Origin of the sequence: Pseudomonas paeninsulae (assembly GCF_035621475.1) — a bacterium.
Lineage (GTDB): Bacteria > Pseudomonadota > Gammaproteobacteria > Pseudomonadales > Pseudomonadaceae > Aquipseudomonas > Aquipseudomonas paeninsulae.
Window position 1 is genome coordinate 3,700,875 of record NZ_CP141799.1, and the last position, 14,226, is coordinate 3,715,100.

Sequence of the window (14,226 nt, forward strand, 5' to 3'; positions counted from 1 at the left end):
TAGCTTACCCGGACACACCTGACTTGGCTTGATCTAGGGCAAGTCTCTACTTCTTGGCGGCAAGCGAATCGGCACTGTCTTGCTGCTTGCCTCTGACTGCGACCAACTCTGGCACAGCAGCTGGAAGCGGCTGGCTGTATTTGGCAACCAGCGCCTGCATGGTGTCCTTCGAGGTCAGCAGAATTTCCACCCGCCGATTGAGTGCGCGGCCCTCGACGCTGTCATTGGCCGCTCGCGGCATGTCCGAGCCCATGCCTTTGACCATCAGGCGATTCTGCTTCAACCCGCTCAAGCGGAAGATTGCGGTAAAAGCCCGTGCTCGCTCATGGCTGAGCTCACGGTTGGCCGCGGCGGCGCCAGAGGTGTCAGCATGGCCGAGCACGAACACGGCAACGCTCTGGTCTTTTTCCAGCAACTTGGCAACCCGGCTGATCGGCCCAAGGGTCACCGGCAATAGCATAAATGGCCGGTCCGGGTTGAAGGTGCCCTGCACCGGGGCCGTCACCACCAGCAGGTTCTCGCGCCGCTCCAGCTCGAAGTGGCTGTCCTTGATCGCCTCACGCACGCGCGGTTCGTAATCGTCCAGCCAGGCCTGGGTGACTTTCGGGTCGGGCATGGCGGCCGCCACTGATTGCTTGCTCTTTTCAGAGCCAGCGCAACCGGCAAGGAGCAGACACAGGGCGAAGGCGAGAGATTTGTTGGCGCGCATCGGTTATCCACATACAAAATAGTCTAAAGAAACCGGCGACGGGCCGGCATGAGCACTTAAAACAACCACACTGTGCCCGGAGTTTAGCCGAGCCTTCTATAAACAATCTGCCAAAACACGCGCAAGTTTCTGCGCACGAGGGTCCATCAAGACGAACGGTCCCAGATTGTTGACCACGAAACCAAACGCCACATCGCGCTCCGGATCGGCAAAACCGCTGGAACCACCCGCTCCCGGATGACCGAAAGCACGCGCACCCATGCCATAGGTAGCGTTGGCCACCCCGGGCTGATCAAGCATGCAGCCCAAACCGAAGCGCGTGCGGGTCAACAGGGTCTTGTCTTCGCCGACACCATGCTCTCGGGTCAACTCATCGAGCAGCTCGCTTTCCAGCAAGCGCCCATCGAGCAAACCGCTGTAAAAACCGGCCAGACTGCGCGCATTACCGTGACCATTGGCCGCCGGTTGCTGCATTTGACGCCACTGCGGCTTATTAGTGCTGGTCATGATCGACGGCGGATTAGTGAACGCTCGCGTACTCATGGCCGTCGAGTCGCTCATCATGACCTTGAGCAGGCGCTGGGCAGCGGCATCACCCATGCTGCCCTTGCCGCGCGAGATATGCGCCACGCGGTCGAATTCTTCATCGGCCAGGCCGACATGAAAGTCCAGGCCCAGCGGTTTGGCGGTGCGCGCGACTATCGACTCACCCGGGCCGCGGCCTTCGATGCGCCGCAATAGCTCGCCAACCAGCCAGCCATAGGTGATGGGCGCATAACCATGCCCCTCGCCGAGTGGCCACCAGGGCTCTTCGGCCGCCAGGGCGTTGGTCATCGTCTGCCAGTCATACAAGGCTTCGGCCGGCAACATCTGGTGCAACGCCGGCAACCCTGCCTGGTGACAGAGTATATGACGCAGGGTGATCCTGGCTTTGCCAGCGGCGGCGAACTCTGGCCAATAACGGGCCACGGGCGCGTCCAGCTCGAGTTTGCCCTCGCCCACCAGTTGCAAGGCGGTCACGGCGGTAAAGGTCTTGGTGCAGGAAAACAGGTTGAGGATGGTGTCGCTGTGCCAGGCCTGCTGACCGTCCTTATCGGCCACTCCGGCCCAGATATCCAGCACCGTCTCGCCGGCGATCTGCACGCAGAGCGCGCCACCACGCTCCTGCGGATCGTCGAACAGGGCGGCGAAGGCGTCCTTGACCGCCTCGAACTTGAGGTCGAAATAGCCCTGAATCTGCACAAGCGGCTCCTTGGTCTGGGGAATGGATGATCAGCCACGCATTGTTCCAGCCCTGCATGCGCTTGGGAACCCGCGCAGCCGGCTAACTGATCTCCCGCCGAAAAGGCGGTAGCGCATTGAGGATTGCCTTGCCATAACGCTGGGTCACCACTCGCCGGTCGAGCAAGGTGATGGTGCCGCGGTCTGCTTCGGTACGCAGCAAACGTCCGCAGGCCTGGACCAGGCGCAGCGAGGCGTCGGGTACGGCGATTTCCATGAAGGGGTTGCCGCCGCGCGCTTCGATCCACTCGGCCAGCGCCGCCTCCACTGGGTCATCCGGCACCGCGAAGGGGATTTTGGCAATCACCACATGCTCGCAGTAGGCGCCGGGCAGGTCGACGCCTTCGGCAAAACTGGCCAGGCCGAACAACACGCTGTCTTCGCCGCTGTCGACCCGCGCCTTGTGCTTGTTGAGGGTTTCCTGCTTGGACAGGTTGCCCTGGATAAATACCCGCTTGCGCCAATCGCGCTCCAGCCCCTCGAACACGTCCTGCATCTGTTTGCGCGAGGAGAACAACACCAGGGTGCCGCGCGAACCCTCCACCAATGCTGGCAGATCGCGAATGATCGCCGCCGTGTGCGCCACCGCATCACGCGGATCGGCATGCAGATTCGGCACCCGCAAGACGCCGGCATCGGCATGATGGAAGGGGCTCGGCACCACGGAGGTCACCGCCACCTTGGGCAGGCCGGCACGCATCCGATAACGATCGAAGGTGCCCAGCGCGGTCAGGGTTGCCGAGGTCACCAGGGCGCCATAGGCCACGTTCCACAGGTTGCGCCGCAAGGTCTCGGCAGCCAGGATCGGGCTGGCGTTGACCTCGATGTCGAACAGCGCACCGCTGTCGGCCAGGGTCAGCCAGCGCGCCATCGGCGGGCTGTCTTCGGGGTCTTCGGCGGTGAAGGCCAGCCACAGCTCCCAGCTACCATGGGCACGCGCCAGCAGGCTGCCGAACAGCGGGTACCACTCCTCGGCCTGGTGACTGGCGATGCCGATGGTGGCCTCGCCATCCATGGCCTCCTTGAGTTTCTCGGTCACCCCGGTGAACAGATCGGACAGCTTGGAAAAGCCCTTCTTCAACTCCGTGCCCAGTTCACGCAGGTGCTCCGGCACCTGGCCACCAACGAAACGATGACGCGGTCGTTCGCGGCCCTGCATGTCTTCGCCGGGTTTGAATTCGGCCACCTGCTCGCAGGCGCTGAACATGAACTGCTGTTGGATCTTGATCTCCCGCGCCAGCTCCGGGATCTGCTCGATCAAGCGCCCCAGATCTCCCGGCAACGGGTGCTGGGCCAGCAGCTTGCTGAGGTTTTTCGCGGTCTGCTCCAGCCAGTCGGCGGTCGAGCGCAAGCGGGTGAAATGGGCGAAGTGACCGATGGCCTTGTCCGGCAGATGGTGTCCCTCGTCGAACACATAGAGGGTTTCCCGCGGATCGGGCAGCACCGCGCCGCCGCCCAGCGCCAGGTCGGCGAGCACCATGTCATGGTTGGTGACGATCACATCGACCTTGCTCATACCCTCGCGCGCCTTGTAGAAGGCGCACTGCTGGAAGTTCGGGCAATGCCGGCTGGTGCACTGGCTGTGATCGGTGGTCAGTTGCGACCAGCGCGTATCCTCCAGTTCCTCGGGCCAGTTGTCGCGATCGCCGTCCCATTTGTTGCCGGCGAGCTTTTCCATCATGAGCACGAATAGTTTCTGGCTCTGCTCGTCGACGTCGATGCGGAAGCCCTCTTCCTCGAACAACTGGGCAGTGGCGGTTTGCGCATGGCCCTCCTGCAACAGCATGTCGAGCTTGGACAGGCACAGGTAGCGGCCACGGCCCTTGGCCAGGGCGAAGCTGAAATTCAGACCGCTGTTGCGCATCAGGTCGGGCAGATCCTTGTGGACGATCTGCTCCTGCAGGGCCACGGTCGCGGTGGCGATCACCAGACGCTTGCCGGCGGCCTTGGCCACGGGAATCGCCGCTAGACAGTAGGCCACCGTCTTGCCAGTGCCAGTCCCGGCCTCGACCGCCACCACGGCCGGCTCACCCTCACGCCGACCTTCCCCGTCGACCTTGATCGCCCCCAACACCTTGGCGATGTCGGCAATCATCAGCCGTTGGCCATAGCGCGGCTTGAGCGACTTGGCTTCGAGAAAACGCGTGTAGGCGCCCTGGATCTGGGACTTGAGTTCGGTACTGAGCATGGGGTCTGGACGTGGGGTCTGGGCGCGAAAAGGCTGGATAAATTTTCAGTGTCTGGCAACGGCCGCTATCATAACGCGCTAATCGACAATGCGCAGAACCCAGACTGGAGTTTTACATGACACCTTACGCTGTAACCTACGCCCTGCATCTGCTCGCCGCACTCGTTTGGGTCGGTGGCATGTTCTTCGCCTGGATGATCCTGCGCCCCGCCGCGGTCAGCGCACTCGAGGCGCCGGCTCGATTGAAACTGTGGCTCGAGGTATTTCAGCGCTTCTTCTACTGGGTCTGGGCGGCCGTGATAGTGCTGCCAATTACCGGCATGGGCATGCTTCATCTGCGTTTTTCCGGTTTCGAGGCCGCGCCGCGCTACGTGCACATCATGATCGGTCTGTATATCGCCATGCTCGCGCTGTTTCTCCGTGTGCAGGCCCTGCAACTGCCTGAACTGCGTCGCGCAGTGGCCGCCGAAGACTGGCCGAGCGGCGGTGCCGTGCTCGGGCGCATTCGCCGCTTGGTGGGGATCAACCTGATTCTGGGCCTGGCACTGATCAGCATCGCTGCCACCCGCCCAGGCTTTTGAGGACGAGCCAGGAGCGCATGGCGCTCCTGGCCTTGGAGCCGCAGAGTTAAAAGCGCACTACATCCAGATTGCCGTCCGTCCCCGCAATGCCCGACTGGCCGGTCTGACCGGAGCGCCCATCACCGGCATGCGCCGTGCTGTACAGCCAGCAGCCCTTGCTCGCGCCACCGGCCCCAGCGTTCCCGCCATTGCCGGCGGCGCCACCAGCGCCGCCATCGAGGAGTACCTGCAGCCGCTGCAGGGGAAAGTCCAGCGGCACTTCCAGGCGCACCTGGGCACCCCGGGCGCCGACCTGGCCATCGCCACCGTTCAACCCATCATGACCGCGACTGGCCTGACCCCAGGTACAGCCACCCGGTTTGCCATCCGCACCATCCAGGCCGGAGTAACCTGGTGCTCCTATGCCACCTCGAGCATCGACCAAGAGGGCCTCGGTCACCACGCTCACCAGGCGAAGGCTCAGCGTACGGCCCGGCAATGCCGGTTGCAGGAACGAACCTGGGGCACCACGCACGCTGATCTGCGCGCCGGCAGCGACCTCACCGCGCTCCACGGTCAGACGAAATGCCTGCTCACCAGGTGCAACGGCAATCCGCGCGCCACGTCCCAGGCGCAGCTCCGCGACATGCATGTCAGTCAGCCCGGACGGAATCAGCAAGGTGCCATGATCGGCGATGTGCAAACGCTCCACCCGCAACACGCTGGTTGTCGCCGGCAAGCGCAGCAAGGTATGCGGCTGCACATCGATCAGGCTCTGCGCCAATGCCAGCGGGCTACAGAGTGAGGCCAGCAGCAACAGGCTACGCATGTTCGATCTCCAACTGCGCCAGCTCCGCGCTCACCGGTTGCGCCGGTGCCGATGACAACCCCTGCAAGTGAAAAATGCCGAACAGTAAAATCTGTACGCGCTCGAGCCCCAGCCGAGTACGCCCGCTCACGCGCTCATTGAATAGCCACAACTCCAGCCCATGGATCAGCACAAGCACAGCACCCGCCAGATTCAGCAGCAGTGCGAAAGGTTGCGCGAACGGATCGATCAGATTGGCCAAGACCACGCCCCAAAATATCGCGGTCAGCACTTTCCCCAGCCCCAACAAGATTTTCATGTCCGCCCCTGGCAGTTTTTTTGGTCCGCCGCACCTTAACTGCTTTGCGCCGGGCTAGCAAAAACTGCAGAGGCCTGCCGCCGCGCCAGATACATGGCCGGTCAACGACCGGCCCGCATTAGGCAACGTCGGCTACGGCCGCACTTCGACCGCGGCCTCGACCCTTCGGTTGATAGCGCGTCCAGACTCGGTGTTGTTGTCGGCAACCGGCCGTGATTCGCCATAACCTACCGCCGAGACCCGCCCGGTTCCGATGCCATGTTGCTCGACCAATACATCACGCACGGCATTGGCACGCCGCTCGGACAGCCCCTGGTTATAGGCATCGGAGCCAACGGCATCAGTGTGTCCCTCGACAGTCGTGGTGGTCTGCGGATACTGCTTCATCAAGTCAGCGAGACTTTTGATATCGGCATAACTGCCTTCCTTGACGACCGACTTGTCAAAATCGAACTTGACGTCCAGCTCGACGCGAACCGGCATTGCAGGTTCATCAGGTTCAATCACTTGCGCGGGACTCGCGTACTCTGGGAGTGGGCAGCCATTGTGGCGCACCGGAGTATTGGGCGGTGTATCGGGACAACGGTCGCGACGATCAAACACGCCGTCGCCGTCCTGGTCACCGTCCTGGGCATAGCAAATAATGCTGCCTATAACCGCACCGGCCACGGCACCACCTGCTGCCCAAGCCGAACTTTCGATTGCGCCCAGGCCACCACCGGCCAGACCACCAATCGCACTGCACAAGGGCCAGTTCCCCTGGTTAAGCGCCGCGTCTCCCGTACTGGAAGTCGTGACACAACCAGAAAGAACACTACTGGCCAAGAGAAGGGGAAAAGCAACTCTGAAGAGTCTGGTTCTCATGGCGGATCTCCTGTGTCACCGGCGCACTGCCGGTAACACAGGAGTTAAGTCGCCCCCTCGGGATAGTACAAGCGCGCCCTCGTGAGGGCGCATGATGAAAGTAGTTAAGGCCGCGCCTCGACTTCAGCCTCGACTCGACGGTTGATCGCGCGTCCGGCATCGGTTGCGTTGTCGGCAACCGGTCGAGTTTCGCCATAACCTACTGCGTTGACACGACTACCTCCCACACCATACTGGTTGACCAACACATCGCGAACGGCGTTGGCACGACGCTCGGATAGCCCCTGGTTGTAAGTATCGGTACCGACGGAGTCGGTATGCCCTTCAACCACGGTGGTGGTTTGCGGGAATTGCGCCATGAAGTCTGCAAGGTTTTTGATGTCGGCAAAACTGCCTTCCTTCACTTGAGCCTTGTCGAAATCGAACTTCACATCCAGTTCGACACGAACAGCTTCTGCGACTGGTTCAGGCATGACAGGCTCCTCGACCATCACCTCCTCGACCATCACCATTTCTTGCGCTCCGGCGCCATGCACCCAGCAATAGGCTGCCGCCATGCCGGCACCGACCAACGCGCCACCACCCGCCCAGGTAGAGCTCTCAATCGCGCCCAGTGCCGCGCCACCCACGCCACCGACTGCCGCACACATCGGCCAATCGGTTTTCTGCAAGCCGGCGCAGCCCGTCAAGAAGCTGGTCGCCAGAATCAGGGGTACAGCGTTCCTTACGATGCTCATATGCATATCTCCAGTGGGAATCGGACCAAAACCGATACTTATGGAGTAAAGACCTCCGTTTTAGAATCCGCCAGAGTTGATTTACTTACCCGGCAAGAATGATGGCGCTAGGCCTACACGCAGCCACACGTTAGTCTTTTCAGAACCGATCGAGGATTATCGATGACTGAGCGCATTTCTTCCCGCACGCCACAACAAGCGCTGGCTGCTCTACTGGAACGTTACTCCCCCAGCCGCCTGCTTTTGATAGGCGCCAGCGAACTGCCAGCACTGGCCGCTTTTCAGGCCGCGCATGCCGATTGCCAGGTCGCACACGCCGCCGCAGGTGCCCTGCCGGCCGAACTGGCCGCACAACGGTTCGACCTGGCGCTGGTCGTCGACTGCCTCGAACACCTGCCCAAACGCACGGGACTGGAGCTGCTCGGCGGCATCCGCAATCTGAATGCCAGCCGCCTGGCGGTGCTGGTCGACCTGCAGGCCTGCGCCTGGCAGGACACCGATTTCTTTGCCCTGGCCCTGCAGTCCAGCGAGCGCTTTCAGCGGGGGGAACAGACCCTGAGCCTGTTCACCTACGACCTGCTCGACTACAAACAGGTACCCGACTGGCTGAATGCCAAGTTCTGGGCCAACCCGGAAAACTTTGGCAAATACTGGTGGTAAGCCACATGACGACAGTCAATGCCGAGACCCTGCCAAGCTGCCCGTGCGGCAGTGGCGACTCACTCAGCGAGTGCTGCGGCCGCTACCATGCCGGGCTGCCGGCACCGAGCGCCGAACTGCTCATGCGTTCACGCTACAGTGCCTATGTCCTGGGACTGGTCGACTACCTGCTGGCGACCACCCTGGCGGCACAACAGCCGAGCCTGGATCGCGCCGCCATCAGCGCCTGGAGCCTGCAAAGCACCTGGCTTGGCCTCGACGTCGAAACCACTGAAGTCCTGGGCGGCCAGCCGGAACATGCATTCGTGACCTTTACCGCGCGCTGGCACGATAGCGGCGGCGAACATGCCCACCGCGAACGCTCAGCCTTCGTCCAGCACAAGGGCCAGTGGTACTTTATCGATCCTACGGTGGCGCTACAGGCTGGTCGCAATGACCCCTGCCCTTGCGGCAGTGGACAGAAATTCAAGAAATGTTGTGCGGGCTTTGTCTGAAACAAAACGCATCAGACCGATCCGTGCAGGCCATAACACAATCCAGTTGCGCTAATTGACCACCTCCCTCGTTTGCTGCACACCAGGTGCTCGGCGCGTAGCGCGGGGAGCGCGGGGAAAATCCGGCAGTGGCGCTGCAGACTGCAGCCCCCCGTATTTCATCCACGCGACCCAAAAGCCCGCACTCACCTTTAGTCAACGGCCCTGCGCGCCTGCCGGGCGCGGCGACAAGGCCGGGAGCTAACCCGGTTCGACCTATTCCTGTAATTTCAAATGGGATACGTCTGGCGGTGGTGCGGCAGGTGCGGCCTTTATCTCACCCATGTCGCTGCCGGCAGGCGCCAGACTGAATTGCGCCAGATCGAGAGGCGGTGCTTGCGCCGCAGGCTTGTCATCTTGCAGGTCCTCACCGAGTGGGGCGATTTCAAAATCTGGCGCATCGACCTCGGAGAACGCCGCCATATACTCATCCCGCGGCAGCACTTTCAGCCGCTTTCCGGCCGGCGTCTGCGGGATTGTAGCCGGCACAGCTTCGGCCGCTGCAACGGCAGGCGCCGCTGCCAATTCAATCGCTTCGATCTCTTCCGCCATGTCCCTCACTTCGACCAGAGCACCGGCGCGCAGCAAGCTGCTGCGATATTTCTCCGCGCCAGCCGCATCCAGATTGTTCTTGATCACAATGCGCCGCCCAGAAAACAGCAAGGCAATACGCTGAGCATCGGCCTGGAACAACTTGGCCAGATTGGCTTTCACCGACTCCAGCTGCGTCCCCGCCACTAGCTGGCCGGCAAAGGCGATCTCATAACGAACCATGGTCACACTCCTGTCTTCATCGGCGCCCAGTATGGCGCAGGTTTTTTTACCCTCACAACACGTTGCAGCCAAGCACCTGCTTGTTACACTGACGCGTCCTTTGGAGTATGAAATGTTTTCCCAGGCGCTAACTATAAGAATTCTCAGCCTATTAATGTTTTTCGGCCTGTTTTCCAGCATCGGCGGATGTTCCACTTGGACGAGCGGAGGGTTCAAGGATCCGGATGTCCGCTTGCTCAAAGTCGAAGTAATCAGGGCCAAGTTGTTGGAGCAGCAGTTCGTCCTGCGATTTCGTATCGACAACCCCAACAGCATGAGCCTGCCGGTACGCGGCCTGGATTACCGAGTGCACCTCAACGAGGTGGAACTGGCAGAAGGCGAAACCAATACATGGTTCACGGTTCCGGCCTATGGCCACCATGTGTTCGATGTCCCGGTGCGCACCAACCTCTGGCGGCACCTACGACAAATCGTCAAATTGCTTGAACAACCTGAAGAGCCGATCCGCTATCGACTCGAAGGTAAGGTAAAAACTGGTTTGTTGTTCGGGCGCAGCGTGCACATGTCGCGGAATGGCGAGATAATCCCCGGCGATTTCATTCCTGAGTAAGCGCACATGAACCAACAAGCCCACGTACACGGTCCCGACTGCAACCACGCCGAGCCCGATCATCAGCATGATCATGACCACGGTCACGTGCATGGCCCAGACTGCAACCATGCTCACCAGGAGCCGGTGCGCAACACCCTGAAAGATGTCGGTCGCAACGACCCCTGCCCATGCGGTAGCCAGAAGAAATTCAAGAAATGCCACGGTGCCTGATGTGCCCATGAGCACCATGAATCTGCTGCTTCTGCTGGCCGGCGCCCTGCTGGTGACGGCCCTTGCGCTGTATGCCTTGCTACTGTGGCGCCGAGTCTGGGCGCAACGCCGCAACTTGGCGCAGGCAGAAAGCCAGCGCCGTGGACGTCTGGCTGGCGACTTGCTGATGCTCGCCAGCAGCCTGCTCGATGGCCAGCTGCCGTTGATCGAAGGCGCTATTCGCATCAAGGTGCTGCTGGACAACTACGACACTGCGCTGAGCCAAGACCCCCACTGCCAGGTGTTTCATCTGCTGTTCGCAGCCACCGCCCAGGTGCCGACCCATGCAAACTGGAAGGCATTGGAGCCGAGCGAGCGGCGCCAGCACGAAAAACGCTTCAATGAACTGGAGCTGCAGCACAAGGCTGCCACTCGCACAGCCGCACGCTGGCTGCTCGATGAAGGCCTGAAGCAACCCGGCAACTGACCCTGGCGGGCTTTCAGGGTTTGCCCAGCATTCTCATCCACCGATCTTTCCAGTCCTGCGTTCTGCAAGGAGCTCGCTGCATGCTATCGCGCGCATTCCGTCCCATGGCCCACTTGGGCCTCGCCGCCACCCTTACTACCGGCCTGGCGTTAAGCGGCTGCCAGTCATTTCTCGACAACCGCTACCGCGATAGTCTGCACCCGGACCAGGGCAGCGTGCGCATTCAGGGCCTGGCACAAACCGTTGTGGTTCGACGCAATGCTCTGGGCATGCCGCTGATCGAAACCAATACCTTCCACGACGCGCTGTTCGCCTTGGGCTATGTGCATGCCAGCGACCGCCTCAGCCAGATGATCGGCATGCGCCTGTTGGCCGAAGGCCGATTGGCGGAAATGGCGGGCCCCGGCGTACTGGAAATCGACCGCCTGATGCGCGCGGTCAACCTGAAAAAAAGTGCCGCAGTGCTCTATGCCAACGCCTCGCCACGCCTGAAGAAGTTCTTCGAGGTGTACGCCCGCGGCGTCAATGCCTACCTGTTCCGCTATCGCGACAAGCTGCCGATGGACCTGGCCCAATCCGGCTATCGTCCGCCCTACTGGAAAGCCGAAGATTCAGTGCTGGTGTTCTGCCTGCTGAACTTCGGCCTGGCGGTCAACCTGCAGGAAGAAATCGCCTCCCTGGTGCTGGCGCAGAAAGTCGGCAGCGAACCCCTCGCCTGGCTGCTGCCCACCTACCCGGACGAACCGTTACCGTTCGAGGAGGCCGAAAAGCTCAAGGGCCTGACCCTGAGCGGACAAATCCCCGGTTTGGCCGCCGTCAACAATGCGGCCAGCCAACTCGCCAGCACCCACATGCTTGGCGTCGCCGCGTCCAATAACTGGGCCATCGCCCCGCAGAACAGCCGCAGCGGCAAGAGCCTGCTGGCCAACGACACCCACCTGCCACTGTCGATGCCATCGGCGTGGAACTTCGTCCAGATCCGCTCGCCGAAATTCCAGGCCGCCGGCGTGTCGATCGCCGGCGTGCCCGCCATCGTCGCCGGGTTCAACGGCAAGCTCGGCTGGGGCATGACCATGGTCATGGGCGACAACCAGGACCTGTTCCTGGAGAAAATCCGACGCCAAGGCAACCGCCTCTATTATCAGGCCGACGGCAAGTGGCTACCGGCCCGGGAGCGCCAGGAAACCTTCTTCATCAAGGGTCAGCGACCGATCCGCGAAACCATCTTCGAGACCCGTCACGGCCCGCTGCTCAACTCGGTACTGGGCGAACGCAAACACCCTTTGCAGCCGCTGCATCTGAGCAGCGGTTACGGCCTGGCCCTGCAAACCACCCAATTCGAGGCGGACCAGAGCCTCGATGCGCTGTTCGATCTGTCCCGCGCGCAATCGGTGGAGCAAGCCTTCGAGGCCACCCGCGACGTGCGTGCCATGCCATTGAATATCGTCTTCGCCGACGCCCAGCACATCGGCTGGCAGGTCACCGGGCGCTTCCCCAATCGCCGCGAAGGCCTTGGCCTGATGCCCTCGCCTGGCTGGGATAGCCGTTACGACTGGGATGGCTTCGCCGACCCGATGCTGCATCCCTACGACCAGGACCCGCAGCAAGGCTGGTTGGGCACCGCCAACAATCGCACCGTGCCGCGCGGTTATGGCATGCAATTGTCCAATTCCTGGTTCTACCCGGATCGCTACGAGCGCCTCGCGCATCTGGCTGGCAGCGGCAAGCACGACACGCGCAGCATGATTGCCATGCAGTACGACCAGACCACGCCCTTCGTCAGCAAGCTGCAACGCATGTTCGAAGCCCCCGGCATGGCCGAGCCGCTGCAAAAAGCCATCGATGCCCTGCCAGCGCAGGAGCGCGCAAAAGCGCGCGAAGCCTACCGCCGACTGATGGCGTTCGACGGCAATCTCAGCGCAAGTTCGGGGGATGCCGCACTCTACGGCGCCTTCCTGCACGAAAGCGCGCGGCAGATCTTCCTCGATGAACTGGGCCCCGATACCAGTCCGGCCTGGCTGGCCTTGGTGGAGACCGCCAATCAATCCTATTCGGCCCAGGCCGACCACCTGCTGGGCCGCGACGACAGTCCATTCTGGAACGATATCGGCAGCGCCCAGCAAGAAGACAAGCCGGCCATTCTCGCCCGCAGCCTGGCCGCCGCCGTGAGCTTCGCCGAAACCAAGCTCGGCACTGAGCGCAGTGCCTGGCAATGGGGCAAGCTGCACAGCTACAGCTGGACCAGCGAAACCAGCAAACTGGCGCCCTACATGAGCACCAGCCAGCACGCCGCAATCAACGCACTGAAGGGCTATCTCGACCGCGGCCCCTACCCGGCCGGTGGCGACCACAGCACCCTCAATGTCTCGGCCTACAACTGGGGGCAGGATTTCGACACCTGGCTGATTCCAGCCATGCGCATCGTCGTCGACTTCGGCCGCGAAGAGCCGCTGATCGGCCTGAACAGCTCCGGCCAATCCGGCAACCCGGCGAGCGAGCATTACGCCGACGGTATCGAGGCCTGGCGCAAGGGCCAGTACATGAGCTTCCCGTTTCAGCCGCAGAACCTCGAGAAGGTCTATGGCACTAAACGACTGATCCTGACCCCCGGAAAATAATTACCGCTCATCGGCGGTTGCTGAACCAACCTGGCAGGCCCCGCTCTGAGTTAACGGACTTACTCCATAGATCATCATTTTAGGGCGCCTTTGGGCGCCCTTTTTTTGTGCGCGATTTAGCCGTTTGATCGCCCGCCCCATTCTGCCGGGCGGCTGACAAGGGTCAGACCCGAGTAATTCCGGTGATGGTGATGCAGTAACACTCAGCCAGACGCACGGCCGGGGTCTGGATTTCATTGGGAAGGTCTTTTGGCTCTTCGCGCTCGTAGACCTGCTCGGCCATTTTGAGCAGATGCATCACCGCCTGTTCCAGGCTCGGTTTACTGGCGGACTGCAGCTCGAACACCTCGGTGCGCTCATCTTTACTGTATGTGATCTTCCAGGTTGTCATGACTGATTCCTCCCGCGCTAAAAAACTCGACCATCCGCATGTTGACGGACACGGTCCTTATTAGACCCACCTTACCAAAGCCGCCCGGACACTGTGGGCGACACCCCGCCGGACAGGCTTTCCAGATGTTTCAGCGCCGCTAGCTCGGCAAGACTGCAATGCTGTTCATTTAAGCCAAGTTAGCGGCATTTTTGTAGCCGGATGAAATTGGCGAAAAGCCACGGACAACAGGCCGCGACGGACGTGGAAGCGGAGGATGAGCGCCCCTCAAGTGAACAGCATTACCGCCAAGACTGAACCTTGTGCGCCGACATGCCTCAAAGCAGATGCATCGATTGATTCTCCGGGCGCCTATGGCGCCTATTTTTTTGCTTGAAATTCAGCCTTATGCACGGTCATTGACGATTAACGCAAGGCCACAGTTGGCTTATGATCCTGCAGCGCCTGCGCCAAGCCAGCCCAACTGGACGCAATGCCCCAACGAGCAGGTTGTCA

General features: G+C 61.5%; 14 protein-coding genes and 2 pseudogenes. 7 read left to right on the top strand and 9 right to left on the bottom strand.

Going from position 1 to position 14,226, the window contains the following annotated elements; translation table 11 throughout:
* Positions 1-91: 91 nt before the first annotated feature.
* The 3 genes and pseudogenes from VCJ09_RS17055 to dinG form a co-directional block, all read right to left on the bottom strand.
* Positions 92-709 (bottom strand): annotated as a pseudogene (locus VCJ09_RS17055) (OmpA family protein); the annotation flags it as partial.
* A gap of 96 nt (positions 710-805) precedes the next feature.
* Positions 806-1,951 carry a serine hydrolase domain-containing protein gene (locus tag VCJ09_RS17060; protein ID WP_324731305.1) on the bottom strand — a complete coding sequence of 382 codons (1,146 nt, stop codon included), beginning with the start codon at positions 1,949-1,951 and terminating at the stop codon, positions 806-808.
* An 82-nt stretch (positions 1,952-2,033) separates the two neighbouring features.
* Positions 2,034-4,178, bottom strand: coding sequence for an ATP-dependent DNA helicase DinG (gene dinG, locus VCJ09_RS17065; protein ID WP_324731306.1), 2,145 nt, complete (start codon positions 4,176-4,178; stop codon positions 2,034-2,036).
* 116 nt (positions 4,179-4,294) lie between these two features.
* On the opposite strand from dinG, the gene VCJ09_RS17070 reads away from it, so the two are divergent.
* Positions 4,295-4,759, top strand: a complete 465-nt coding sequence (locus VCJ09_RS17070) for a CopD family protein (protein ID WP_079202719.1) — start codon at positions 4,295-4,297, stop codon at positions 4,757-4,759.
* Positions 4,760-4,805: 46 nt separating this feature from the next.
* Here VCJ09_RS17070 and VCJ09_RS17075 read toward each other — a convergent pair whose 3' ends face one another.
* The 4 genes and pseudogenes from VCJ09_RS17075 to VCJ09_RS17090 all read right to left on the bottom strand — a co-directional run.
* Positions 4,806-5,567, bottom strand: a complete 762-nt coding sequence (locus VCJ09_RS17075; RefSeq protein WP_324731307.1) for a collagen-like protein — start codon at positions 5,565-5,567, stop codon at positions 4,806-4,808.
* The gene (locus tag VCJ09_RS17080; protein WP_324731308.1) at positions 5,560-5,865 is read right to left on the bottom strand and encodes a DUF1145 domain-containing protein; all 306 of its coding nucleotides are present in this window, start codon (positions 5,863-5,865) and stop codon (positions 5,560-5,562) included. The genes VCJ09_RS17075 and VCJ09_RS17080 overlap by 8 nt, the downstream gene beginning before the upstream one ends.
* Positions 5,866-5,997: 132 nt before the next feature.
* The gene (locus VCJ09_RS17085; RefSeq protein WP_324731309.1) at positions 5,998-6,729 is read right to left on the bottom strand and encodes an OmpA family protein; all 732 of its coding nucleotides are present in this window, start codon (positions 6,727-6,729) and stop codon (positions 5,998-6,000) included.
* Between the two features lie 104 nt (positions 6,730-6,833).
* Positions 6,834-7,190: pseudogene (locus VCJ09_RS17090) on the bottom strand (OmpA family protein); the annotation flags it as partial.
* A gap of 438 nt (positions 7,191-7,628) precedes the next feature.
* On the opposite strand from VCJ09_RS17090, the gene VCJ09_RS17095 reads away from it, so the two are divergent.
* Positions 7,629-8,126: a DUF6231 family protein gene (locus VCJ09_RS17095; RefSeq protein WP_079202723.1), complete on the top strand. Its 498-nt coding sequence runs from the start codon at positions 7,629-7,631 to the stop codon at positions 8,124-8,126.
* 5 nt (positions 8,127-8,131) lie between these two features.
* On the top strand, positions 8,132-8,620 hold the full coding sequence (locus tag VCJ09_RS17100) for a YchJ family protein (protein WP_324731310.1): 489 nt from the start codon (positions 8,132-8,134) through the stop codon (positions 8,618-8,620).
* A 255-nt stretch (positions 8,621-8,875) separates the two neighbouring features.
* Here the strand turns inward: VCJ09_RS17100 and VCJ09_RS17105 are convergent, their stop codons facing one another.
* Positions 8,876-9,433 carry a hypothetical protein gene (locus VCJ09_RS17105; RefSeq protein WP_324734681.1) on the bottom strand — a complete coding sequence of 186 codons (558 nt, stop codon included), beginning with the start codon at positions 9,431-9,433 and terminating at the stop codon, positions 8,876-8,878.
* A 112-nt stretch (positions 9,434-9,545) separates the two neighbouring features.
* Between VCJ09_RS17105 and VCJ09_RS17110 the strand changes: the two genes are divergently transcribed.
* From VCJ09_RS17110 to VCJ09_RS17125, 4 genes are all read left to right on the top strand, one after another.
* A complete protein-coding gene (locus tag VCJ09_RS17110; RefSeq protein ID WP_324731311.1) occupies positions 9,546-10,043 on the top strand; it encodes an LEA type 2 family protein in 498 nt (165 codons plus the stop codon).
* Positions 10,044-10,049: 6 nt separating this feature from the next.
* Entirely contained in the window at positions 10,050-10,256 is a 207-nt protein-coding gene (locus VCJ09_RS17115; RefSeq protein WP_079202727.1) for an SEC-C metal-binding domain-containing protein, read from the top strand.
* A 7-nt stretch (positions 10,257-10,263) separates the two neighbouring features.
* Positions 10,264-10,722: a DUF2489 domain-containing protein gene (locus VCJ09_RS17120; RefSeq protein WP_324731312.1), complete on the top strand. Its 459-nt coding sequence runs from the start codon at positions 10,264-10,266 to the stop codon at positions 10,720-10,722.
* Between the two features lie 80 nt (positions 10,723-10,802).
* Positions 10,803-13,340, top strand: coding sequence for a penicillin acylase family protein (locus VCJ09_RS17125; RefSeq protein WP_324731313.1), 2,538 nt, complete (start codon positions 10,803-10,805; stop codon positions 13,338-13,340).
* A gap of 163 nt (positions 13,341-13,503) precedes the next feature.
* On the opposite strand, the gene VCJ09_RS17130 is transcribed toward VCJ09_RS17125, so the two are convergent.
* A complete protein-coding gene (locus VCJ09_RS17130) occupies positions 13,504-13,731 on the bottom strand; it encodes a hypothetical protein (RefSeq protein ID WP_324731314.1) in 228 nt (75 codons plus the stop codon).
* Between the last annotated feature and the right edge of the window lie 495 nt (positions 13,732-14,226).